The 17,029-nt window shown below is 69.2% G+C and carries 15 protein-coding genes; 4 read left to right on the top strand and 11 right to left on the bottom strand.

The annotated features are described in order from the left end of the window. Positions 1-17: 17 nt before the first annotated feature. Both ACWGJP_RS01330 and ACWGJP_RS01325 read right to left on the bottom strand, forming a co-directional pair. Positions 18-1,829 carry a glycoside hydrolase family 3 protein gene (locus tag ACWGJP_RS01330; RefSeq protein WP_452327948.1) on the bottom strand — a complete coding sequence of 604 codons (1,812 nt, stop codon included), beginning with the start codon at positions 1,827-1,829 and terminating at the stop codon, positions 18-20. Positions 1,830-1,979: 150 nt separating this feature from the next. Then, on the bottom strand, positions 1,980-2,102 hold the full coding sequence (locus ACWGJP_RS01325) for a hypothetical protein (RefSeq protein WP_452327947.1): 123 nt from the start codon (positions 2,100-2,102) through the stop codon (positions 1,980-1,982). 157 nt (positions 2,103-2,259) lie between these two features. Between ACWGJP_RS01325 and ACWGJP_RS01320 the strand changes: the two genes are divergently transcribed. Continuing rightward, positions 2,260-3,423, top strand: a complete 1,164-nt coding sequence (locus ACWGJP_RS01320; protein WP_452327946.1) for an ROK family transcriptional regulator — start codon at positions 2,260-2,262, stop codon at positions 3,421-3,423. 27 nt (positions 3,424-3,450) lie between these two features. Here the strand turns inward: ACWGJP_RS01320 and ACWGJP_RS01315 are convergent, their stop codons facing one another. After that, on the bottom strand, positions 3,451-4,347 hold the full coding sequence (locus ACWGJP_RS01315; RefSeq protein WP_452327945.1) for a carbohydrate ABC transporter permease: 897 nt from the start codon (positions 4,345-4,347) through the stop codon (positions 3,451-3,453). Continuing rightward, positions 4,340-5,281, bottom strand: coding sequence for a carbohydrate ABC transporter permease (locus ACWGJP_RS01310; protein ID WP_452327944.1), 942 nt, complete (start codon positions 5,279-5,281; stop codon positions 4,340-4,342). Before ACWGJP_RS01310 ends, ACWGJP_RS01315 begins: the two co-directional genes overlap by 8 nt. Before the next feature lie 165 nt (positions 5,282-5,446). On the opposite strand from ACWGJP_RS01310, the gene ACWGJP_RS01305 reads away from it, so the two are divergent. The 3 genes from ACWGJP_RS01305 (at position 5,447) to ACWGJP_RS01295 (ending at position 9,585) form a co-directional block, all read left to right on the top strand. Then, the gene (locus tag ACWGJP_RS01305; protein ID WP_452327943.1) at positions 5,447-6,448 is read left to right on the top strand and encodes a LacI family DNA-binding transcriptional regulator; all 1,002 of its coding nucleotides are present in this window, start codon (positions 5,447-5,449) and stop codon (positions 6,446-6,448) included. A 195-nt stretch (positions 6,449-6,643) separates the two neighbouring features. Next, the gene (locus ACWGJP_RS01300; protein WP_452327942.1) at positions 6,644-7,960 is read left to right on the top strand and encodes an ABC transporter substrate-binding protein; all 1,317 of its coding nucleotides are present in this window, start codon (positions 6,644-6,646) and stop codon (positions 7,958-7,960) included. Next, positions 7,957-9,585: an MGH1-like glycoside hydrolase domain-containing protein gene (locus tag ACWGJP_RS01295; protein WP_452327941.1), complete on the top strand. Its 1,629-nt coding sequence runs from the start codon at positions 7,957-7,959 to the stop codon at positions 9,583-9,585. Before ACWGJP_RS01300 ends, ACWGJP_RS01295 begins: the two co-directional genes overlap by 4 nt. Before the next feature lie 5 nt (positions 9,586-9,590). Here the strand turns inward: ACWGJP_RS01295 and ACWGJP_RS01290 are convergent, their stop codons facing one another. From ACWGJP_RS01290 to ACWGJP_RS01260, 7 genes are read right to left on the bottom strand one after another with little or no spacing between them, the layout of a single operon-like run. Next, positions 9,591-10,466, bottom strand: a complete 876-nt coding sequence (locus tag ACWGJP_RS01290; RefSeq protein WP_452327940.1) for a glycoside hydrolase family 43 protein — start codon at positions 10,464-10,466, stop codon at positions 9,591-9,593. A 28-nt stretch (positions 10,467-10,494) separates the two neighbouring features. Then, positions 10,495-11,295, bottom strand: a complete 801-nt coding sequence (locus ACWGJP_RS01285; RefSeq protein WP_452327939.1) for an HpcH/HpaI aldolase family protein — start codon at positions 11,293-11,295, stop codon at positions 10,495-10,497. Then, on the bottom strand, positions 11,280-12,068 hold the full coding sequence (locus ACWGJP_RS01280; protein WP_452327938.1) for a 2-keto-4-pentenoate hydratase: 789 nt from the start codon (positions 12,066-12,068) through the stop codon (positions 11,280-11,282). The genes ACWGJP_RS01285 and ACWGJP_RS01280 overlap by 16 nt, the downstream gene beginning before the upstream one ends. Beyond that, on the bottom strand, positions 12,065-13,222 hold the full coding sequence (hpaD, locus tag ACWGJP_RS01275; protein WP_452327937.1) for a 3,4-dihydroxyphenylacetate 2,3-dioxygenase: 1,158 nt from the start codon (positions 13,220-13,222) through the stop codon (positions 12,065-12,067). Before hpaD ends, ACWGJP_RS01280 begins: the two co-directional genes overlap by 4 nt. A gap of 39 nt (positions 13,223-13,261) precedes the next feature. Beyond that, positions 13,262-14,758, bottom strand: coding sequence for a 5-carboxymethyl-2-hydroxymuconate semialdehyde dehydrogenase (hpaE, locus tag ACWGJP_RS01270; RefSeq protein WP_452327936.1), 1,497 nt, complete (start codon positions 14,756-14,758; stop codon positions 13,262-13,264). 15 nt (positions 14,759-14,773) lie between these two features. Continuing rightward, a complete protein-coding gene (locus ACWGJP_RS01265) occupies positions 14,774-15,454 on the bottom strand; it encodes a GntR family transcriptional regulator (RefSeq protein ID WP_452327935.1) in 681 nt (226 codons plus the stop codon). Beyond that, positions 15,451-16,911, bottom strand: coding sequence for a fumarylacetoacetate hydrolase family protein (locus ACWGJP_RS01260; protein WP_452327934.1), 1,461 nt, complete (start codon positions 16,909-16,911; stop codon positions 15,451-15,453). Before ACWGJP_RS01260 ends, ACWGJP_RS01265 begins: the two co-directional genes overlap by 4 nt. Between the last annotated feature and the right edge of the window lie 118 nt (positions 16,912-17,029).

Below are 17,029 nucleotides of genomic sequence, written 5' to 3'. Positions count from 1 at the left end.
CTTGGTGGGTCGGGTGGTCATGCGGTGCGGGTGGTCTCTGACGGCGCGTAGCGCAGGCCGGATCCGCAGCGGAACAGCGGATCGGCGGTGTCGAAGGGGACGTCGGAGTCGCTCTGATCGACGGCTGCCATCGACGAGGGCAGGTCGAACGGGAGCGACCCTTCAGGGCTGCGCTTGCCGGTCACGACGGTCAGCAGGGCGTCCGTCGTGACCCCGAACTCGGCGATCAGCGCGGCGGCGGACTCGACGAGGCCGGTGAGGATCGGCGGACGGTCCATGTAGATGCTGAGGATCGTCGGGCGCTGGTCGGCGATGCCGCCCAGATGCGCGCTCGTGGCGTCGTCGAAGGCGAGGGTGCCGGTGTGGAATCCTGCCGCGAGGCCAGCCTTCTCATCGAAGGGGGTCTGCAGCCGGAGCAGCGCGACCTCGCTCTGCTCCAGAGTCGCCGGAAGCAGGCCGTGTGCGCGCAGGCTCTCATCCGGGATGCCCTCGGCGTACACGGCGGTGCCGGGCGCGAGCGGCAGCACGGGGGCATCCGTGCCGTTCTTGAGGAGGGTCAGCGAGCGGCACTGCGCATCGAATCCGGCCGCCACGAACTCGGCGCTGCCCGCGATCCGCTGGGCGCTGTCGGCGTCCAGCATCGGGGCGTCGAAGAGGCCGAGGCGGAACTTCTCGCGCAGGATGCGGTGCACCGACACGTCGACGCGCTGCTCGTCCAGGCGGCCGTCGGCGAGGAGCGCGAGGATGAGGTCGGTGCGGTACTCGCCGCCGAACTGGTCGGCGCCGGCGTTCAGGATCTTGAGGACGCGCTCCTCTTCGCTCAGGTGCTCGACGCCCCACGCCCTCGCGGAGGTCGTGTCGCCGACCGCGATGTGGTCGCTGACGAGCGACCAGTCGGTGCAGACGATCCCGTCGAAGCCGAGGCGCTCGCGGAGGATGCCGGTGACCACGGAGCGGTTGAACCCGAATCCGACCTCTTCGTATTCGGTGCCCATCGGCATCCCGTAGTAGGGCATGACCTGGGTCGCACCCTCCTCGATCGCCGCGGCGAAGGGGGCGAGATGGGTCTCGAAGGCGCCGCCGGGGTATACCTGCTCGCGGCCGTAGGGGAAGTGCGGGTCCTCGCCGTCCTGCTGCGGTCCGCCGCCGGGGAAGTGCTTGATCATCCCGGCGACCGAGGTCGGTCCGAGCGATCCGCCGCCCTGGAGTCCGCGGATGTAGGCGCGGGCGATGCGGGACACGAGCTCGGGGTCCTCGCCGAACGTCGTGAAGATGCGAGGCCAGCGCGGCTCGGTGGCGAGATCGAGCTGGGGGTGCAGCGCCACGGTCAGGCCGACGGCGCGGTACTCCTGGCGGACGATGTCCGCGAAGCGCTCGATGAGGTCGAGGTCGCCGATGGCGGCGAGCCCGAGGGTCTCGGGCCAAGCCGAGAAGAACCCGGCAGGCGATTCGCTCGCGGGGTTTCCGGTGAGGGCGTTGCGCGGATCGGTGCTCACCGGGTGACGGGTGTCGGTCGAGAACGTCACCGGGATGCCATGCTCGCGGTCCAGCGCCACCCGCTGGACGTGGTTGTGCCACTCGGCGAACTCGCGAGGCGTCGCGGTCGTGCCGAGCAGGCCGTAGTGGGTGATGTGCTGCTCGAGGATGGTGCGGCGCATCGGAGGCAGCGCGAACTCGGCGTTGCCCGTGTCGATGTCCTCCAGCGTGCCCATCGGGTGGAACAGCTGTCCGGCCTTCTCGGCGGGCGAGAGGCGCTGGAGGAGATCGGCGGCGCGCTGATCGGGGGAGAGGGTGGTGTCCTGGTACGGGAAGAGGGGGGCGGTCTGCATGGCGGTGTCCTGAAGGAAGTCGGTGGACGCGCCGACGGCCGTGCGCGACGGCTCGATGAGCCGGGCGCGCCGTCGAGGCGCGATCGAACACGGAGGCTCCTCGGCGGGGCGGGCGCGGACGCACCTGTCCCCTGCGAAGGAGCGGACTTCCTACGGGTTGGGCAGCGTCGTGCCGTCTGTACCGCGGAAATAGCAGGTGACCGCACGAGCGAAGTCTCGAGTGCGGTCGGAGGATCCGGCCAGCGGACGCCGGATGAACGAGCTGTTCAACATCGGCCCTCCTTTGGGCTCGGGATCATCGAAGCGGTTCACGGCGAAATTAGTCTCAATTCTGCAAAAAGTCCACCCCGGTGTTCCGCGTGTCACCGCCGGAAGCGGGGATCGAGTCGATAGATATGCTGGTGAGGACAACAAAAGGATGGTGATGAGGATGGCGGATCGCTCGTCCGGGATCGAAGGCGTGCGCCGCGCGAACCTCGGCGAGGTCCTGCGCCTGGTGCACCACGACGGCCCCCGCTCGCGTGCGGTGATCACGGCGGACACCGGCCTGAACCGCTCGACGGTGGCGGACCTCGTCGCCGAGCTCGTCACCCGTGGCCTCGTCGTCGAGCAGGAGCCGGACGCCACCCGAAGGGTCGGCCGGCCTTCCCCGATCGTCGCGGCCAGCGCGAAGGTCGTCGCCGTCGCTGTGAACCCCGAGGTCGACGCGATCGAGATCGGCGTCATCTCGCTCGGCGGTGCGGTACGGGAGCGTCGCCGTGTGGAGTGCGATGAGCCGCCGACTCCGGAGGCCGTCGTCCAGGCCGTGCTCGGCTTCATCGATGAGTGGCGGCCGACGGCATCCGACGACGTCGTGATGGCCGGCATCGGGCTCGCGATCCCCGGCCTCGTCAGGGCGGACGACGGCATCGTCCGGCTCGCTCCGCACCTCGACTGGCACGAGGCGCCCATCGCGGACATGCTCGCCGCCGCGACCGGACTGCCCGTGTTCGCGGACAACGACGCCTCGCTCGGAGCGCGCGCCGAACGGCTGTTCGGCGCGGCGCGGGAGCACGCAGACGTCGTCTACCTCAACGGCGGATCCAGCGGCATCGGCGGCGGTCTGATCCTGGATGGGCGGCTGATCTCCGGCGCCGGAGGATATGCGGGGGAGTGGGGGCAGACCCGCCCAGGCATCCTCTCCGATGAAGACCGGCGCTCCGACGGCGGCGTGCTCGAGGACGAGGTGAACCGCGCGCGGCTGCTGCAGGCGGCGCGCCTGGGCGCGGTCGACGATGCGGCGCTCGCCGCCGTGCTGTCGGCGTCGACGGACGCGGAGGTCGCCGCCGAGATCGATCGCCAGCGCCGCATCCTCATCGCCGCGCTCGCGAACGCGGTGAACGTGCTCAATCCCTCGATCGTCGTGCTCGGCGGATTCCTCGCGATGCTCAGGGATCGCGAGCCGGAGTCCTTCGATGCCGAGGTCCGCTCGCGCTCGCTCGCGGCCCCGGCCGAGCAGGTCGTCGTCGCGGCCGCCGCTCTGGGCGCCGATCGCCTGCTCATCGGCGCCGCAGAGGCCGCGTTCATGCCGCTGCTGGCCGACCCGCTTCGGTGAGCGCGGCCGGCCGGCAGCGGCCTCGTCCTACTTGATCCCCGAGGTCGCCGATCCCTTGATGAGGAATCTCTGACCGAACAGGAAGATGAGGAACAACGGGATCAGTGAGACCACGCTCATCGCGAACATCGAGCCGTAGTCCGAGCTGGACTGCGCATCGAGGAAGCCCTTCAGCGCGAGAGAGGCGGGGAACAGCTCCGGCAGGCGCACGTAGATGAGCGGCCCGAAGAAATCGCCCCATGTCCAGATGAAGGTGAAGATCGCCGTCGTCGCGAGCGAGGGGACGATGAGCGGCAGGGTGATCTGGAAGTAGCTCCGGAAGTGTCCTGCGCCATCCACCCTGGCCGCTTCGAACAGCTCCTTCGGAAGGCCTCGGATGAACTGCACCATGAGGAAGATGAAGAACGCCTCGGTGGCGAGGAACTTCGGCGCGATCAGCGGCAGGAAGGTGTTGAGCCAGCCGAGCTCCTTGTAGATGAGGAACTGCGGCACGAGCAGCACCTGGAACGGCAGCATGATCGATCCGAGCATCAGAGTGAACGCCAGCGTCCGGAAGCGGAACTTCAGCCGCGCGAAGGCGTAGGCCGCCATCGAGCAGGAGATGAGATTCCCCAGGATCGCGCCGAACGCGATGATCGAGGAGTTCAGCAGGAAGACGCCGAAGGGATGCTGGAGGTCGTTCCAGCCGTTGATGTAGTTGTCCCACGTGAGATCTGCGGTGAACAGGCTGAGGTCGCGGAAGATCTGATCGTTCGGCTTCAGGCTGGACATGATCAGCCACAGCAGCGGGTAGATCATGATCAGCGAGACGACGGCGAGCAGCACGTGCTTGCCGATCGAGCGCAGGACGCCGGTACGCGCTCCTGCTCGTTCTGTGCCGGCGGTGGCGGGACGGGGGCGGAGGAGTGTCGCTGTCTCAGTCATCGTAGAAGACCCAATACTTCGAGAACCAGAAGTTGAACGCCGTGAACGCGGCGATGACGACGAGCAGGAACCAGCTCATCGCGGAGGCGTAGCCCATGTCGAGCTCGGTGAACGCCTGCTTGTACAGGAACAGGGTGAAGAACATCGTCGAGTCGCTCGGCCCGCCTGTGCCGCCGGAGACGACGTAGGCCTGCGTGAACGACTGGAAGGCGAAGATGATCTGCAGCACGAGGTTGAAGAAGATCACCGGCGTCAGCAGCGGGAAGGTGATCGAGAAGAACCGCCGGATGCGACCTGCCCCGTCCATCGCGGCCGCCTCGTAGTACATCTCCGGGATCTGGCGGAGGCCGGCGAGGAAGATGACCATGGGGGAGCCGAACGTCCACACGTGAAGCACGATCAGGGTGCCCAATGCGAAGTCCGGATGTCCGATCCACCCCGGCCCCTCGATGCCGAACCAGGCGAGGAAGCCGTTGACGAGGCCGTCCTTGCCGAAGACCTGGCGCCAGAGGATCGCCACGGCGACAGAGCCGCCCAGGAGCGAGGGGAGGTAGAAGATCGATCGGTAGAACGACAGGCCGCGCATGCCCTTGTCCAGGAGGACGGCGAGGGCGAGGGCGAGGGCCAACTGCAACGGGACGCCGACGAACACGTAGATGAGCGTCACCCGGAAGGAGTTCCAGAAGCGCGCATCCGCGAACATCCGCGTGATGTTCTCCAGCCCGGACCACATCGGGGGCTGCAGCAGGTTGTAGTCCGTGAAGGACAGGTACAGGGACGCGATGATCGGGCCGATGGTGAGGCCCAGCATCCCGATCAGCCAGGGCAGCAGGAAGACGAGGGCCGCCTTGTTGTCGGGGAACTTCTCCCTGAATCGCGCACCTGGCGTGCGTCTGGAACGAGCGATCGTGCGCAGCTCACCGAGACTGCTCATCCGACCTCCTTGAACGAGCCCGCCGCCCGAAGGGTCGACGAGGAATCAGCATTGTGAAGGAAGCGGTTTCACGAGCAAGATCGATTATTGGGGTGCGCGTGCTCTCCCGTCAAGTCGGCGCCGGTATGGTGTGCAGAAAGCGGATGCCGAGAGAGGACGGTCGCCATGAAGGCGCACGGCGCACGCCCCACCATCGCCGATGTGGCGCGGAAGGCGGCGGTCTCGCCGGCGACCGTCTCGCGGGTGATGAACGATCGCTTCGCGGGGGAGCAGGAGATCGCCCTCCGCGTGAGAGCGGCCGCGGAGGCGCTCTCGTACTCGCCGAGCCCGCTCGCGCGCAGTCTCGCCCTCGGGCGCACGCACGCCATCGCGTTCGTCGTGCCAGATCTCGCCAACCCCGCTTTCCAGTCCGTCCTCGCCGGTCTCAGCAAGGCGGCCGCGCACGACGGCTACCGGGTCCTCGTGGCGGATTCGGGGGAGACGCCTTCGGAAGAATCCCCGTTGGCGGCGGAGATCCGTCGCCGCACCGACGCCATCGTGCTGTGTGCGCCTCGCATGCCGGAGCAGGAGTTGGCGAGCATCGCCGAACGGCTTCATCCGCTCGTGCTCATCAACCGCCGACTCCCGCAGCTCGCGGCGCCCTCGCTGTCGATCGACTACCGCTCCGGCATCCACGCCATGGCGGCTCACCTGTACGAGCAAGGCCACCGCGTGCTCGCCTACGTGCACGGGCCGGAGCGCAGCGCGTCCAATGCGGAGCGCGAGCGAGGGCTCGCGGAGTTCGCCCGCGAGCATCCGGACGTGCGGATCGTGCCGATCCCCGCCGGGGCGGGCACCGACGACGGCTGGGCCGCTGCGGGAGCGGTGCGGGCCTCTGGGGCGACGGCGGCACTCGCCTTCAACGACCTGGTGGCCGCAGGGCTCATCGGCGGGCTCCGCGCGGGAGGAATCGTCGTTCCTGGCGACATATCCGTCACGGGCTTCGATGACATCCCCCTCGCGAGGTACCTGGACCCGGCCCTCACGACGGCCTCGGTCCCGTATGCCGATCTCGGGGTCGCTGCATGGGAGCGCCTGCATGCGCTGCTGCGCGAAGAGGCGCCAGGACACGATGTGGTGTTCCAACCGCGCATCGAGCGGCGGGACTCTGCGGCCGCCCCTGCGTGACGTCCGAGGCGGTGCTCACCGGGCGTCCCGGTCAGGTCACGAATAAGTTGCTCTTGGCGAGAAATGCGTTGACACCTCTTCGTCGTGGGTGCTAGCTTCCAGAAAGCGGTTTCACCTGGGAGTCGGATCATCCGCATCCCTGCACTCACATTGGCAACGGCGGCATCGTGCCGCCCGAGAACGGAAAGAGACGCAATGAGGCGTACCACGCGTACCAGCGCCGCAGCAGGCGCCGTCGCGATCGCGGCCACCCTCGTCCTGGCGAGCTGCTCAGGAACGACGACACCCGCGGGAGGGGGATACGACCCCGAGGAGGAGATCGAACTCGAGATCTCGTGGTGGGGGGACGACACCCGTGCCGCCCTCTTCGGCGAGGTGATCGATCAGTTCGAGGCCGAGCACCCGAACATCACCGTCGTGCAGACCCCGGTCGGCGCGCCGGACGACCTGTTCAACCGGCTCGCCACCGACTTCGCCGCCGGCGGCGACACCGCCCCTGACCTGTTCGCGCTCGGCGGCGCCAAGCCGCAGGAGTACGGCGAGCTCGGCGCGCTGCTGGATCTCTCCACCGTGAGCGACTACCTCGACACCTCGGACTACCCCGACTTCTCGCTCACCAACGCGACCGTCGACGACACGCTCTACGGGCTGCCGACCGGCGGCAATGCCACCGCCGCGTTCATCAACGTCGACCTGCTCACCGCCGCCGGTGTCGAGGTCCCCGAGGCCGGCTGGGACTGGGACGACCTCGTTGCCGCGGCGAACGCCGTGGGCAGCGCAGGCCTGACCAATGCCGCAGGCGCGCCCGTGTACGGCATCGACCTGCGCATCCAGGACATCCTCGGCACCTACGCCGGACAGCTCAGCGACGTGGGCATGTACGACTGGGACGGCCAGCTCGGCATCACGGCGGACGACGTGGCGGGCTGGTTCGAGATCGAGCAGGAGCTCCAGGAGGGCGGCGGGCTTCCCGATCCCTCCGTGGTGAGCGCGAACTGGGCCCTTCCTCCGGACCAGCAGCCCTTCACCCTCGGCCAGGCGGCGATCACCTTCGGGTACAGCAACCTCATGGCGGCCTACAGTGCCGCTGGCGAGGACGTGCAGATGCTCTTGCCTCCCACCTCGACGGATCTGTCCGGCGTCGCGCTGCTGCCCTCCGCGTTCTGGTCGGTCAACGCCGCCTCCGCCCACCCCGAGGCCGCAGCGATGCTCATGGACTGGTTCCTGCACGAGCCGTCGTCGCTGGAGCTCATCCTCGACACGCGTGGTGTCCCGTTCAGCCCCGAGGCGCTCGCCGTCGTCGCACCGCTGCTGGAAGGCCCCAGCCAGGTCGCCGCGGACTACGTGGATGTCGTGCTGGACGAGGGCGTCGTCGCGCCTCCGCAGCCGGCGGGCGGCTCGATCATGAACGAGCTCTCCCAGCGCATGGAGTCCGAGGTGCTCTTCGGGCGCGCGACGCCGCAGGACGCGGCGCAGCAGTGGGTCGACGAGCTGTCCGCGGCGCTCGGGTGAGTCCCCGCGACGCAGCGCTTCGGCGGCTGCGCACCGAGGCGGAGGCGCCGGTCGCCTCCGCCTCGGCGTTCGCCGAGGACGTCCGACGATCCGGCGTCGGTTTCGCCGCGATCGGCGGACCGCTGGAAGACCGCTGGCGGGCGGCGTTCGCCGACGTGGACGCCTGCGTGCGGCCCATCGACGGATCGCCGCCCGTGCTCAACGAGGGCGGAGCGTACGACGGATGCTGGCTGGAGAGCACGGGCACCATCAACACGGACGTCCTCGGACGCTTCGCGCCGACGATCGCCGCCGACACGCTGCGCCTGTTCGCACGTCACCAGCGCGACGACGGGATGCTGCCGTACAAGGTGACCCCCGACGGCCCCGGCTTCAGCCAGATCCAGATCGTCACGCCGCTGGCGCGGGTGGTCTGGCGTCAGCATCTCAGGGATCAGGATGCCGGGCTGCTGGCCGAGCTCTACGAGCCGATGGTCCGCTACGACGCGTGGCTCGCCCGGTTCCGCGACACGGGAGGAACGGGCGCCGTCGAGGCGTTCTGCGCCTTCGACACCGGTCACGACCTCTCGCCGCGGTTCTGGTTCGCCCCCGATCGGGCGCACCGGTCCGACGCCAGGCTGTGCGATCCCGATTCGGCGACCATGCCGTACATCGCCCCCGATCTCACCGCGAACGTCGTCGCCCAGCGTCGACATCTCGCGGTGATCGCCCAGGAGCTCGGCGGCGACGGCGATGCATGGCATGCCGCAGCCGATGACTCGGAGCGCGCCCTCTACGCGCAGTGCTTCGACGCGGAGGACGGGCTCTTCTACGATCGCGATCGGGCGGGCCGCCCGGTGCGCATCGCGTCTGACGTGCTGCTTCGAGTGCTCGCGTGCGACATCGGCGACGAGGAGTTCTTCATGGCCTCGCTGCGCCGCTATCTGATGAACACGCGCAAGTTCCTCGCGCACTACGGCTTCACCTCCGTCGCGATGGACGATCCGAGGTTCGATGCGGATGCGACGCGCAACTCCTGGGGAGGGCCGGTGAACTTCCTCGCCCTGCTGCGGGCGCCGGACGCCTTCGAGCCGCGCGGCCACGTCGCCGAGCTCGCCCTGGCATCGACGCCGGTGCTGCAGGCGCTGGCCACCGCCGACCGCTTCCCGCAGTGTCTGGACCCGTGGTCGGGAGAGGCCGGCTACACGAGCTGCTATTCGCCGTCGGCGCTGTGGCTCATCGACGCGATCGAGCGCTTCAGCGGCATCCTTCCCGACGCCGAGGGCGGCTTGTGGTTCTCCGGGCTCGCGCCGACGCGCCTCGATCACGGCGCGGCGGCGGATGCCGTGGCGTACGCCAGGGTGCACCGTGATGTCATCTGGGAGCTTGCGGCGGACGACGACCGCGTGGAGGTTCACCGACAGGGGGTTCTGCATCTCGCCTTCCCTCGCGGCTGGCGCGTGGAGACGGATGATGACGGAAACCCGCTCGCGGTGGTCGGGCTGTCGGCCGGCGTCGTCGTCGGGGAGCTGCGGATCGGGGAGGATGCGATTGACCTCACCGTCGCGCCGAACGAGCGCGTGGTGCTCGAAGGTCTGCGCACGGTCGAGCACCGGAGGACGGAGTTCGTCGCCCCGGTGCTCTGAGCCGGTCAGCGTGCCAGGCGAAGGCCTTGGCCGCTCTCCTCCAGCGGGAAGAAATGCGCCCGCTCGTCGGGGGTGCGGTTGGGGGAGTGCAGGGTGAGGAGCAGGCCGCCGTCTGGACCCAGGAAGATCATGCCGTGACCCCCGTCGGCGGGCCAGATGGCCTCGTCGTCCTGCGTCCACGGCCCGGCGAGCGTGCCGGATGCCGAGGAGGCGACCCCCATCGCGTACCCGGATTCGCCGAAGCTCGACCACAGCATGCGCAGGACGCCGTCGGTCGTCCGGTGCAGGAAGGGGCCGTCGGTGACGAACACCTCCGGGAACTCGGGGCGGGGGATCGAACGCGCCCAGGGCGCCTCGGAGGCGCGGAACAGCAGCTCCGGCTCGCCGGCGGCGGCGGTGAGGTCGTCGCTGAGGCGCACGGAGAGGATCTCGCCGTCGCCGACGTCCTTCCACTCGTGGCAGAACACGAGGAAGGGGATGCCGTCCTCGACGTGCAACGTGCCGTCCAGGCACTCCCAATCGCGCGGCGTCAGCGGGCCGTCCGACCATGGTTCATACGGTCCCTCCGGCGACTCCGCGCGCAGCACCTGGGTGCCGCGGCGATGTCCTGGCGCGGTGAAGGTGGCGAACAGGTAGTAGGCGCCGCGGTAGCGGTGCACCTCCGGAGCCCAGTACTGGGTGTGCGACCAGAAGTCCGAGGAGGGCCGGAACGCCGGGAGGGGGCCGTTCCATTCCTCGAGATCGTCGCTCCAGTAGGTGTCGAAACCGGTCGCCGGACCGTCCCAGATGTTCTCGTCTGTGCTCCCGAAGAGCCAGTACCGCCCCGTTCCGGCATCAGGGAGGACGAAGGGGTCGCGGATCTGGATGTCGTCGAGGCGCATGCCTCCACTCTAGCCAGAAAACGTTTCCTCAGTAGCTCTCCCGTCCATCGTCCGATCCGGCCCCGAAGCGGGCGACCAGGGACTCGGACGTGCGGGCGAGCATGGCGACGTCCGCACCGACGGCGACGAAGTCCGCCCCTGCGGCGATGTACCCCTCGGCGGCGGACGGGTCGAAGGCGTTCACTCCCACCGCCGTCCCGGCGGACTTCACCGCCGCGAACGTGCGCGTGACCGCGTCGACCACGGACGGATGCCCCTGCTGCCCGAGATGCCCCAGGGACGCCGCCAGGTCGGACGGGCCGACGAAGACCGCGTCCACGCCCTCGACGGCGGCGATCTTCGCGGCGTTGTCCACGCCGAGGGCCGTCTCGATCTGCACGATGACGGAGACATGGGCTGCGCCGTCCTGCAGGTACCCGTCCACACGATTCCAGCGCGCGCTGCGCGCGAGCGCGCTGCCGACGCCGCGCACGCCCTCGGGCGGGTAGCGGGTCGCAGCCACCGCGGCTGCCGCCTCAGCGGCAGTCGACACCATCGGCACGATGATGTTCTGCGCGCCGAGGTCGAGCACCTGCTTGATCATGACGGCATCGTTCCACGGCACCCGCACGAGCGGTGCGGCGGGATACGCCGCGACCGCCTGGAGCTGGCCGAGCACGGTGTCGAGCGTGTTCGCCGAGTGCTCCATGTCGATGAGCAGCCAGTCGGCACCGGAGCCTGCCGTGATCTCCGCGATGAGAGGGCTCCCGGAGCAGACCCACAGACCGATGGCCGGTCGATCGGCGTGAGCGAGGCGCTCGCGGAAGGTCGGGGCTAGATGAAGCGGCATTCGATCGTTCCCATCTCCCGGTAGTCGCACAGCACGGTGTCGCCAGGGGACACCCACATCGGTCGCGTGAACGATCCTGCCAGGATGATCTCGCCGGCCTCGAGGCGCGCGCCGTGCTGGTGGAACTTGTTCGCCAGCCACGCCACACCCGTCGCGGGGTGGCCGAGGACGCCGGCGGCGACCCCGGTCTCCTCGATCTCTCCATTGCGGGAGAGCACCCCTGGCACCCACCGCAGGTCGATCTCGTCCGGGCGCTTTCGGACGTCTCCGAGCACCATCGCGCCGTACGCGGCGTTGTCGCTGATCGTGTCGACGATGGTCCGCCCCTCCAGCTCGATGTGCGAGTTGAGCACCTCGAGCGCAGGCACCGCGTAGTCGATGGCGGCCAGGGCGTCCTCCAGCGTGCAGTCGGGGCCGGAGAGCGGATGCTTGAGCACGAATGCCAGCTCCACCTCGATGCGCACATTGGAGAAGCGGGCGTGCTCGATCTCGGCCCCGGAGGGGTACACCGTGTCGTCGAACATGACCCCGTAGTCGGGCTCGGTGATGCCGGTGGCCTGCTGCATCGCCTTCGACGTCAGACCGATCTTGCGGCCGACGAGCGTCCGCCCCGCAGCGATCTGCGCATCCCGCCAGACACCCTGGATCGCATAGGAGTCCTCGATCCCGGCATCCGGATACCGTGCGGTGATCCGGGGGATCACCGCACGCGTGCGCTCGGCCTCAGCGAGCTCGGCGGCGAGCTCTGCGATCGTGCCGGCGGCGAGTGTCACAGCTGGTGCCCTAGCTTGTACTCGCCCTGCTTGTACTCGGGGAGGTCTTCACCCGGGCGCGTGTACGAGAACCCGTCCGCTCCGATCGTGACGGCCATCTCGCTGTCGTCCGTGCGGGCGACGACGGGCTGCGGATTCCCGTCGAGGTCGAGCACGAGGGACGCCTCGGTGTACCAGCTGGGCACGACGGGGTTGCCCCACCAGTCCCGGCGCTGGTTGTCGTGGACGTCCCAGGTGACGACGGGGTTGTCGGGGTCGCCCGTGTAGTAGTCCTGCGTGTACACCTCCACGCGGTGGCCGTCCGGGTCCCTGAGGTACAGGTAGAAGGCGTTGGAGACGCCGTGGCGGCCCGGGCCGCGCTCGATCGCGTCGGAGCGGCGGAGCGCTCCCAGCTTGTCGCAGATCGCGAGGATGTTGTGCTTCTCGTGGGTCGCGAAGCACACGTGGTGCATGCGAGGGCCGTCGCCACCGGTCATGGCGGTGTCGTGCACGGTGGGCTTGCGACGCATCCATGCCGCGTACACGGTGCCCTCGTCGTCCTGGATGTCCTCGGTGACGCGGAAGCCGAGGTCCTGCATGTACGCGACCGCGCGCGGCACGTCGGGGGTGACCTGGTTGAAGTGGTCCAACCGCACCAGCTCTCCGGGGATGTGCAGGTCGTACCGCCAGCTCATCCGCTCGACGTGCTCCGCCTGGTGGAAGAACTCGTAGGGGAACCCGAGCGGGTCGACCACGCGCACCGAGTCTCCGACGCCCTTGACGAAGCCATCCGGGTTGCGGCGGACATCGCAGCCCAGCTCGGTGTAGAACGCGACCGCGCGGTCGAGGTCCTCCGGCTCGCGCACCCGGTAGCTGAAGGCGGCGACCGCCGCGATCGGGCCCTTGCGCAGCACGAGGTTGTGGTGGATGAACTCCTCCGTGGAGCGCAGGTAGATCGCCTCTTCGTCCTCGCTCGTGACGTACAGCCCCAGGATGTCCACGTAGAACTGGCGGGAGGCCGCCAGGTCGGTGACGACGAGCTCCATGTACGCGCACCGCAGCACATCAGGCGGGGTGCTCTGCGGCGTCGGGATGGGGTTCGCGGCGACGATCGGCGCCTCCTGGGAGACGTAGTATCCCGAAGACGTCAGCGTCTTCAGCGTCTTGTCAGTCATAACAGCGTCCTTGCAGTAGTTCGGGGATGGTGGGGTCGGTCAGTTCTTGCCGAAGGTCGGGTTGTGCACCTCGCCGAGCGTGATGTGCACGGCCTGCTGGTCGGTGTAGAAGTCGATCGAGCGGTAGCCGCCCTCGTGGCCGAGGCCGGAGGCCTTCACGCCGCCGAAGGGGGTGCGCAGGTCGCGCACGTTGTTCGAGTTCAACCAGACCATCCCGGCCTCCACGGCTCCGGCGAAGTTGTGCGCGCGCTTGAGGTCGTTGGTCCAGATGTAGGCGGCCAGGCCGTACTTCGTGTTGTTCGCCAGCGCGAGCGCCTCCTCGTCGGAATCGAAGGGGGTGATCGCGACGACGGGCCCGAAGATCTCCTCCTGGAAGATGCGGGCATCGGGGGAGACGTCCGCGAAGACCGTCGGCGCGACGAAGTTGCCCGTCTCGAAGCCCTCAGGCCGCCCGCCGCCGGCGACGAGGCGCGCCTCGGTCTTGCCGATCTCGACGTAGCTCATCACCTTCGCGTAGTGCTCCGGGTGCACGAGCGCGCCGACCTCCGTGGCCTTCTCGTGCGGGTAGCCGACCTTCACGCGCTTCGCCTGCGCGGCATACCGCTCGACGAACTCGTCGTACACCGAGCGCTCCACGAGGATGCGGGAGCCGGCCGTGCAGCGCTCGCCGTTGAGCGAGAACACCCCGAAGATCGTGGCGTCGATCGCGGCGTCCAGGTCGGCGTCCGCGAACACGACGGCGGGGGACTTGCCGCCCAGCTCCATCGACAGCCCCTTCAGGAACGGCGCGGCGTTGCCGAAGATGAGCTGTCCGGTCGAGCTCTCGCCGGTGAACGAGATCAGCGGCACGTCCGGATGCTTGACCAGAGCGTCGCCGGCGTCCTCGCCGAGACCGTTGACGAGGTTGAAGACCCCCTGGGGCAGACCCGCCTCCTCGAAGATCCCTGCCCACAGCGAGGCGGACAGCGGGGTGAACTCGGCGGGCTTGAGCACGACTGTGTTGCCGGTCGCGAGGGCGGGGCCCAGTTTCCACGACTCGAGCATGAAGGGGGTGTTCCAGGGCGTGATCAGGCCTGCCACACCGATCGGCTTGCGGTTGACGTAGTTGATCTGGCGCCCGGGCACCTTGAAGGTGTCGTCGGCCTGCGCGACGATCAGATCGGCGAAGAAGCGGAAGTTCTCCGCCGCGCGCCGCGCCTGACCGAGCGCCTGCGTGATCGGCAGGCCGGAGTCGAAGGACTCCAGCTCGGCGAGCCGCTGGTCGCGGGACTCCACGATGTCAGCGATGCGGTGCAGCACGCGGCTGCGCTCGCGGGGGAGCATCCGCGGCCACGGGCCGTCGGTGAACGCGCGGCGGGCGGCGGCGACGGCGAGGTCGATGTCGGCCTTCTTGCCGGCGGCCGCCGTCGTGTACGTCTCGTTCGTCACGGGGTCGAGCACGTCGAAGGCGTCGCCGTCGACGGAGTCGACGAACGCGCCATCGATGTAGTGCTGGATGCGCTCGGGCAGGTCTGCGGGGATGCGGGGATCGGTCATGCGGGTCTCCAGGTGTCAGAGAAGGGACTCCCCGACGGCTTCGTCGGGATGCTCGTGGGTGAGGTAGGCGGCCAGCGTCGCCGTGTGGTGCAGGCGGGCGGCCCGCTCGATCTCGTCGATCGGGGCGCCGCGCTCGATGAGGGCGACGATGTCCTCGTGCTCCTGCACGGATTCGCGCGCCCGTCCTGGCACGAAGCTGAAGGTCGAATCGCGGAGCCGGCTGAGTCGCGCCCATTCGGCGGTGACGAGATCGTGCAGCCGCGGGTTCGGGCACGGTGCGATGAGCGCGGCGTGGAATCGCTGGTTCAGTGCGGTGAACGCCGAGGGGTCGAAGTGATCGAGCGTCCGGATCATCTCGGCGTTCACCGAGCGGGCCGTGCGCAGGTCGTCGGCTGTCAGGCGGCGCGCGGCGAGGGCGGTCGCGCTGCCCTCCAGGATCCCGAGCGCCTCCATGCTGTGCCGGTACTGCGTGTCGTCGACCATCGCGACGCGCGCGCCCACGTTGTGCTCGAACTCCACGAGCCCTTCGGCCTCGAGCTGGCGGATCGCCTCGCGGACGGGCACGACGCTCATGTCGAGTTCACCGGCGATGGTGCCGAGCACCAGCCGGTAGCCGGGGGTGTAGGACTGCGCGGCGATGCGCTCCTTGATCCAGTGATAGGCGCGCTGCGACTTGCTGAGCACGGGGGTGGTCATGCGCCCTCCCTCGGAGGCCGGCTCATGGCGGCCTCGTAGCGTGCGCGCCACTCGGCGTTCATCGGGAACAGGCCGTCCACGGGGTGGCCTGCGGCGACCTGCTCGGCGATCCAGGCATCCTCGTGCTCCTGTGCCAGCGCGGCATCGACGATCTCCTCGGCGATCGCCGGGGGGATGACGATGACGCCGTCGCCGTCGCCGACGATGATGTCGCCGGGCTGGACGGTCGCGCCGCCGCAGGCGATGGTGATGTCGGAGTCCCACGGCACGTGCTTGCGACCGAGGACGGCGGGGTGCGCGCCGTTGGAGAAGACGGGCAGGCCGATCTCGACGACCGCGTCGTAGTCGCGGACGCCGCCGTCCGTGACGACACCGGCGGCACCCCTCGCTCTGGCGCGCAGCGCGAGGATGTCGCCGAGGGTCCCGGAGCCGCGCTCGCCGCGGGCCTCGATGACGATGACCTCGCCTTCGCCGACCTCGTCGAAGACGCGCTTCTGCGCGTTGTAGCCGCCGCCGTGACTGGTGAAGAGGTCCTCGCGACCGGGGATGAAACGCAGGGTCTTCGCGAGGCCTGCGATCTTCAGCCCAGGGCGGTTGGCCGAGACGCCTTCGATGACGCAGGCGTTCATGCCCCGCTTGCGCAGCTGGGCGGAGAGCCCGGCGGTCGGGGCCGCGAGAAGCTTCTCCCTGAGCGCGGCGGGGAGCGCCGGTGCCGACGGGGGCGCGGCGGTGGCGCCCCAGGCCTCGGCCCGCTGCAGGTCGTCGACGGCGGGGAGCGATCCGAGCGCGGGGTCGAAGGGGTGCTCTCCCTGCACGACGGTGGTGATGAGGCGCCCGGAGCTGGGGGATCCGGGCGCCTCTGGCGCGTCGACCTCGATCTCGACGACATCGCCGGGGACGATGACGGAGGAGCCGGCCGGGGTGCCGGTGAGGATGACGTCGCCCGTCTCGAGCGTGAAGTGCTGCGAGAGGTCTGCGACCAGCTGGGCGAGCGGGAAGATGAGACCCGCTGTGGTGTCCTCCTGGCGCAGCTCTCCGTTCACCCATGCGCGCACCCTGAGACCTGCGGGGTCGACGGATGCCGCGTCGATCAGGCCGGGTCCGAGCGGCGTGTAGCCGTCGCCGCCCTTGGAGCGGACATTCGATCCCTTGTCGTTCGCGCGCAGGTCGTAGAGGCCGAGGTCGTTCGAGGCGGTGACGGAGGCGACATGGCGCCAGGCGTCGTCGACGCCGACCCGGCGGGCCGGCTCGCCGATGACGAGGGCGATCTCGCCCTCGAAGGCGAGGAGCTCGGTGCCGGCCGGGCGCTCGACCGTCCCGCCGGATGCGGCGACGGAGGAGGACGGCTTGAAGAAGTACGAGGGATGCGCAGGGGTCCTGCCGCGCTGCGCGGCGCGGGAGGCGTAGCTGAGGTGGATCGCGATGATCTTCCCCGGCTGTGCGATGTGGTCCGTCACGGGCGCCTCCTTGCGTCTTTCCGCCGCTCTTGTGCGGAATATTCGAAATCGTATATCATCGTCCGGTCGGGTGGCAACCCTCCACGATCCCCCCGCCGACAGAGACGTCGAACAAGGA

The organism is Microbacterium sp. NPDC055903 (genome assembly GCF_053615555.1).
Note: the sequence above shows the minus strand (reverse complement) of the source record. Positions and strands in the feature narration are given on the sequence as shown.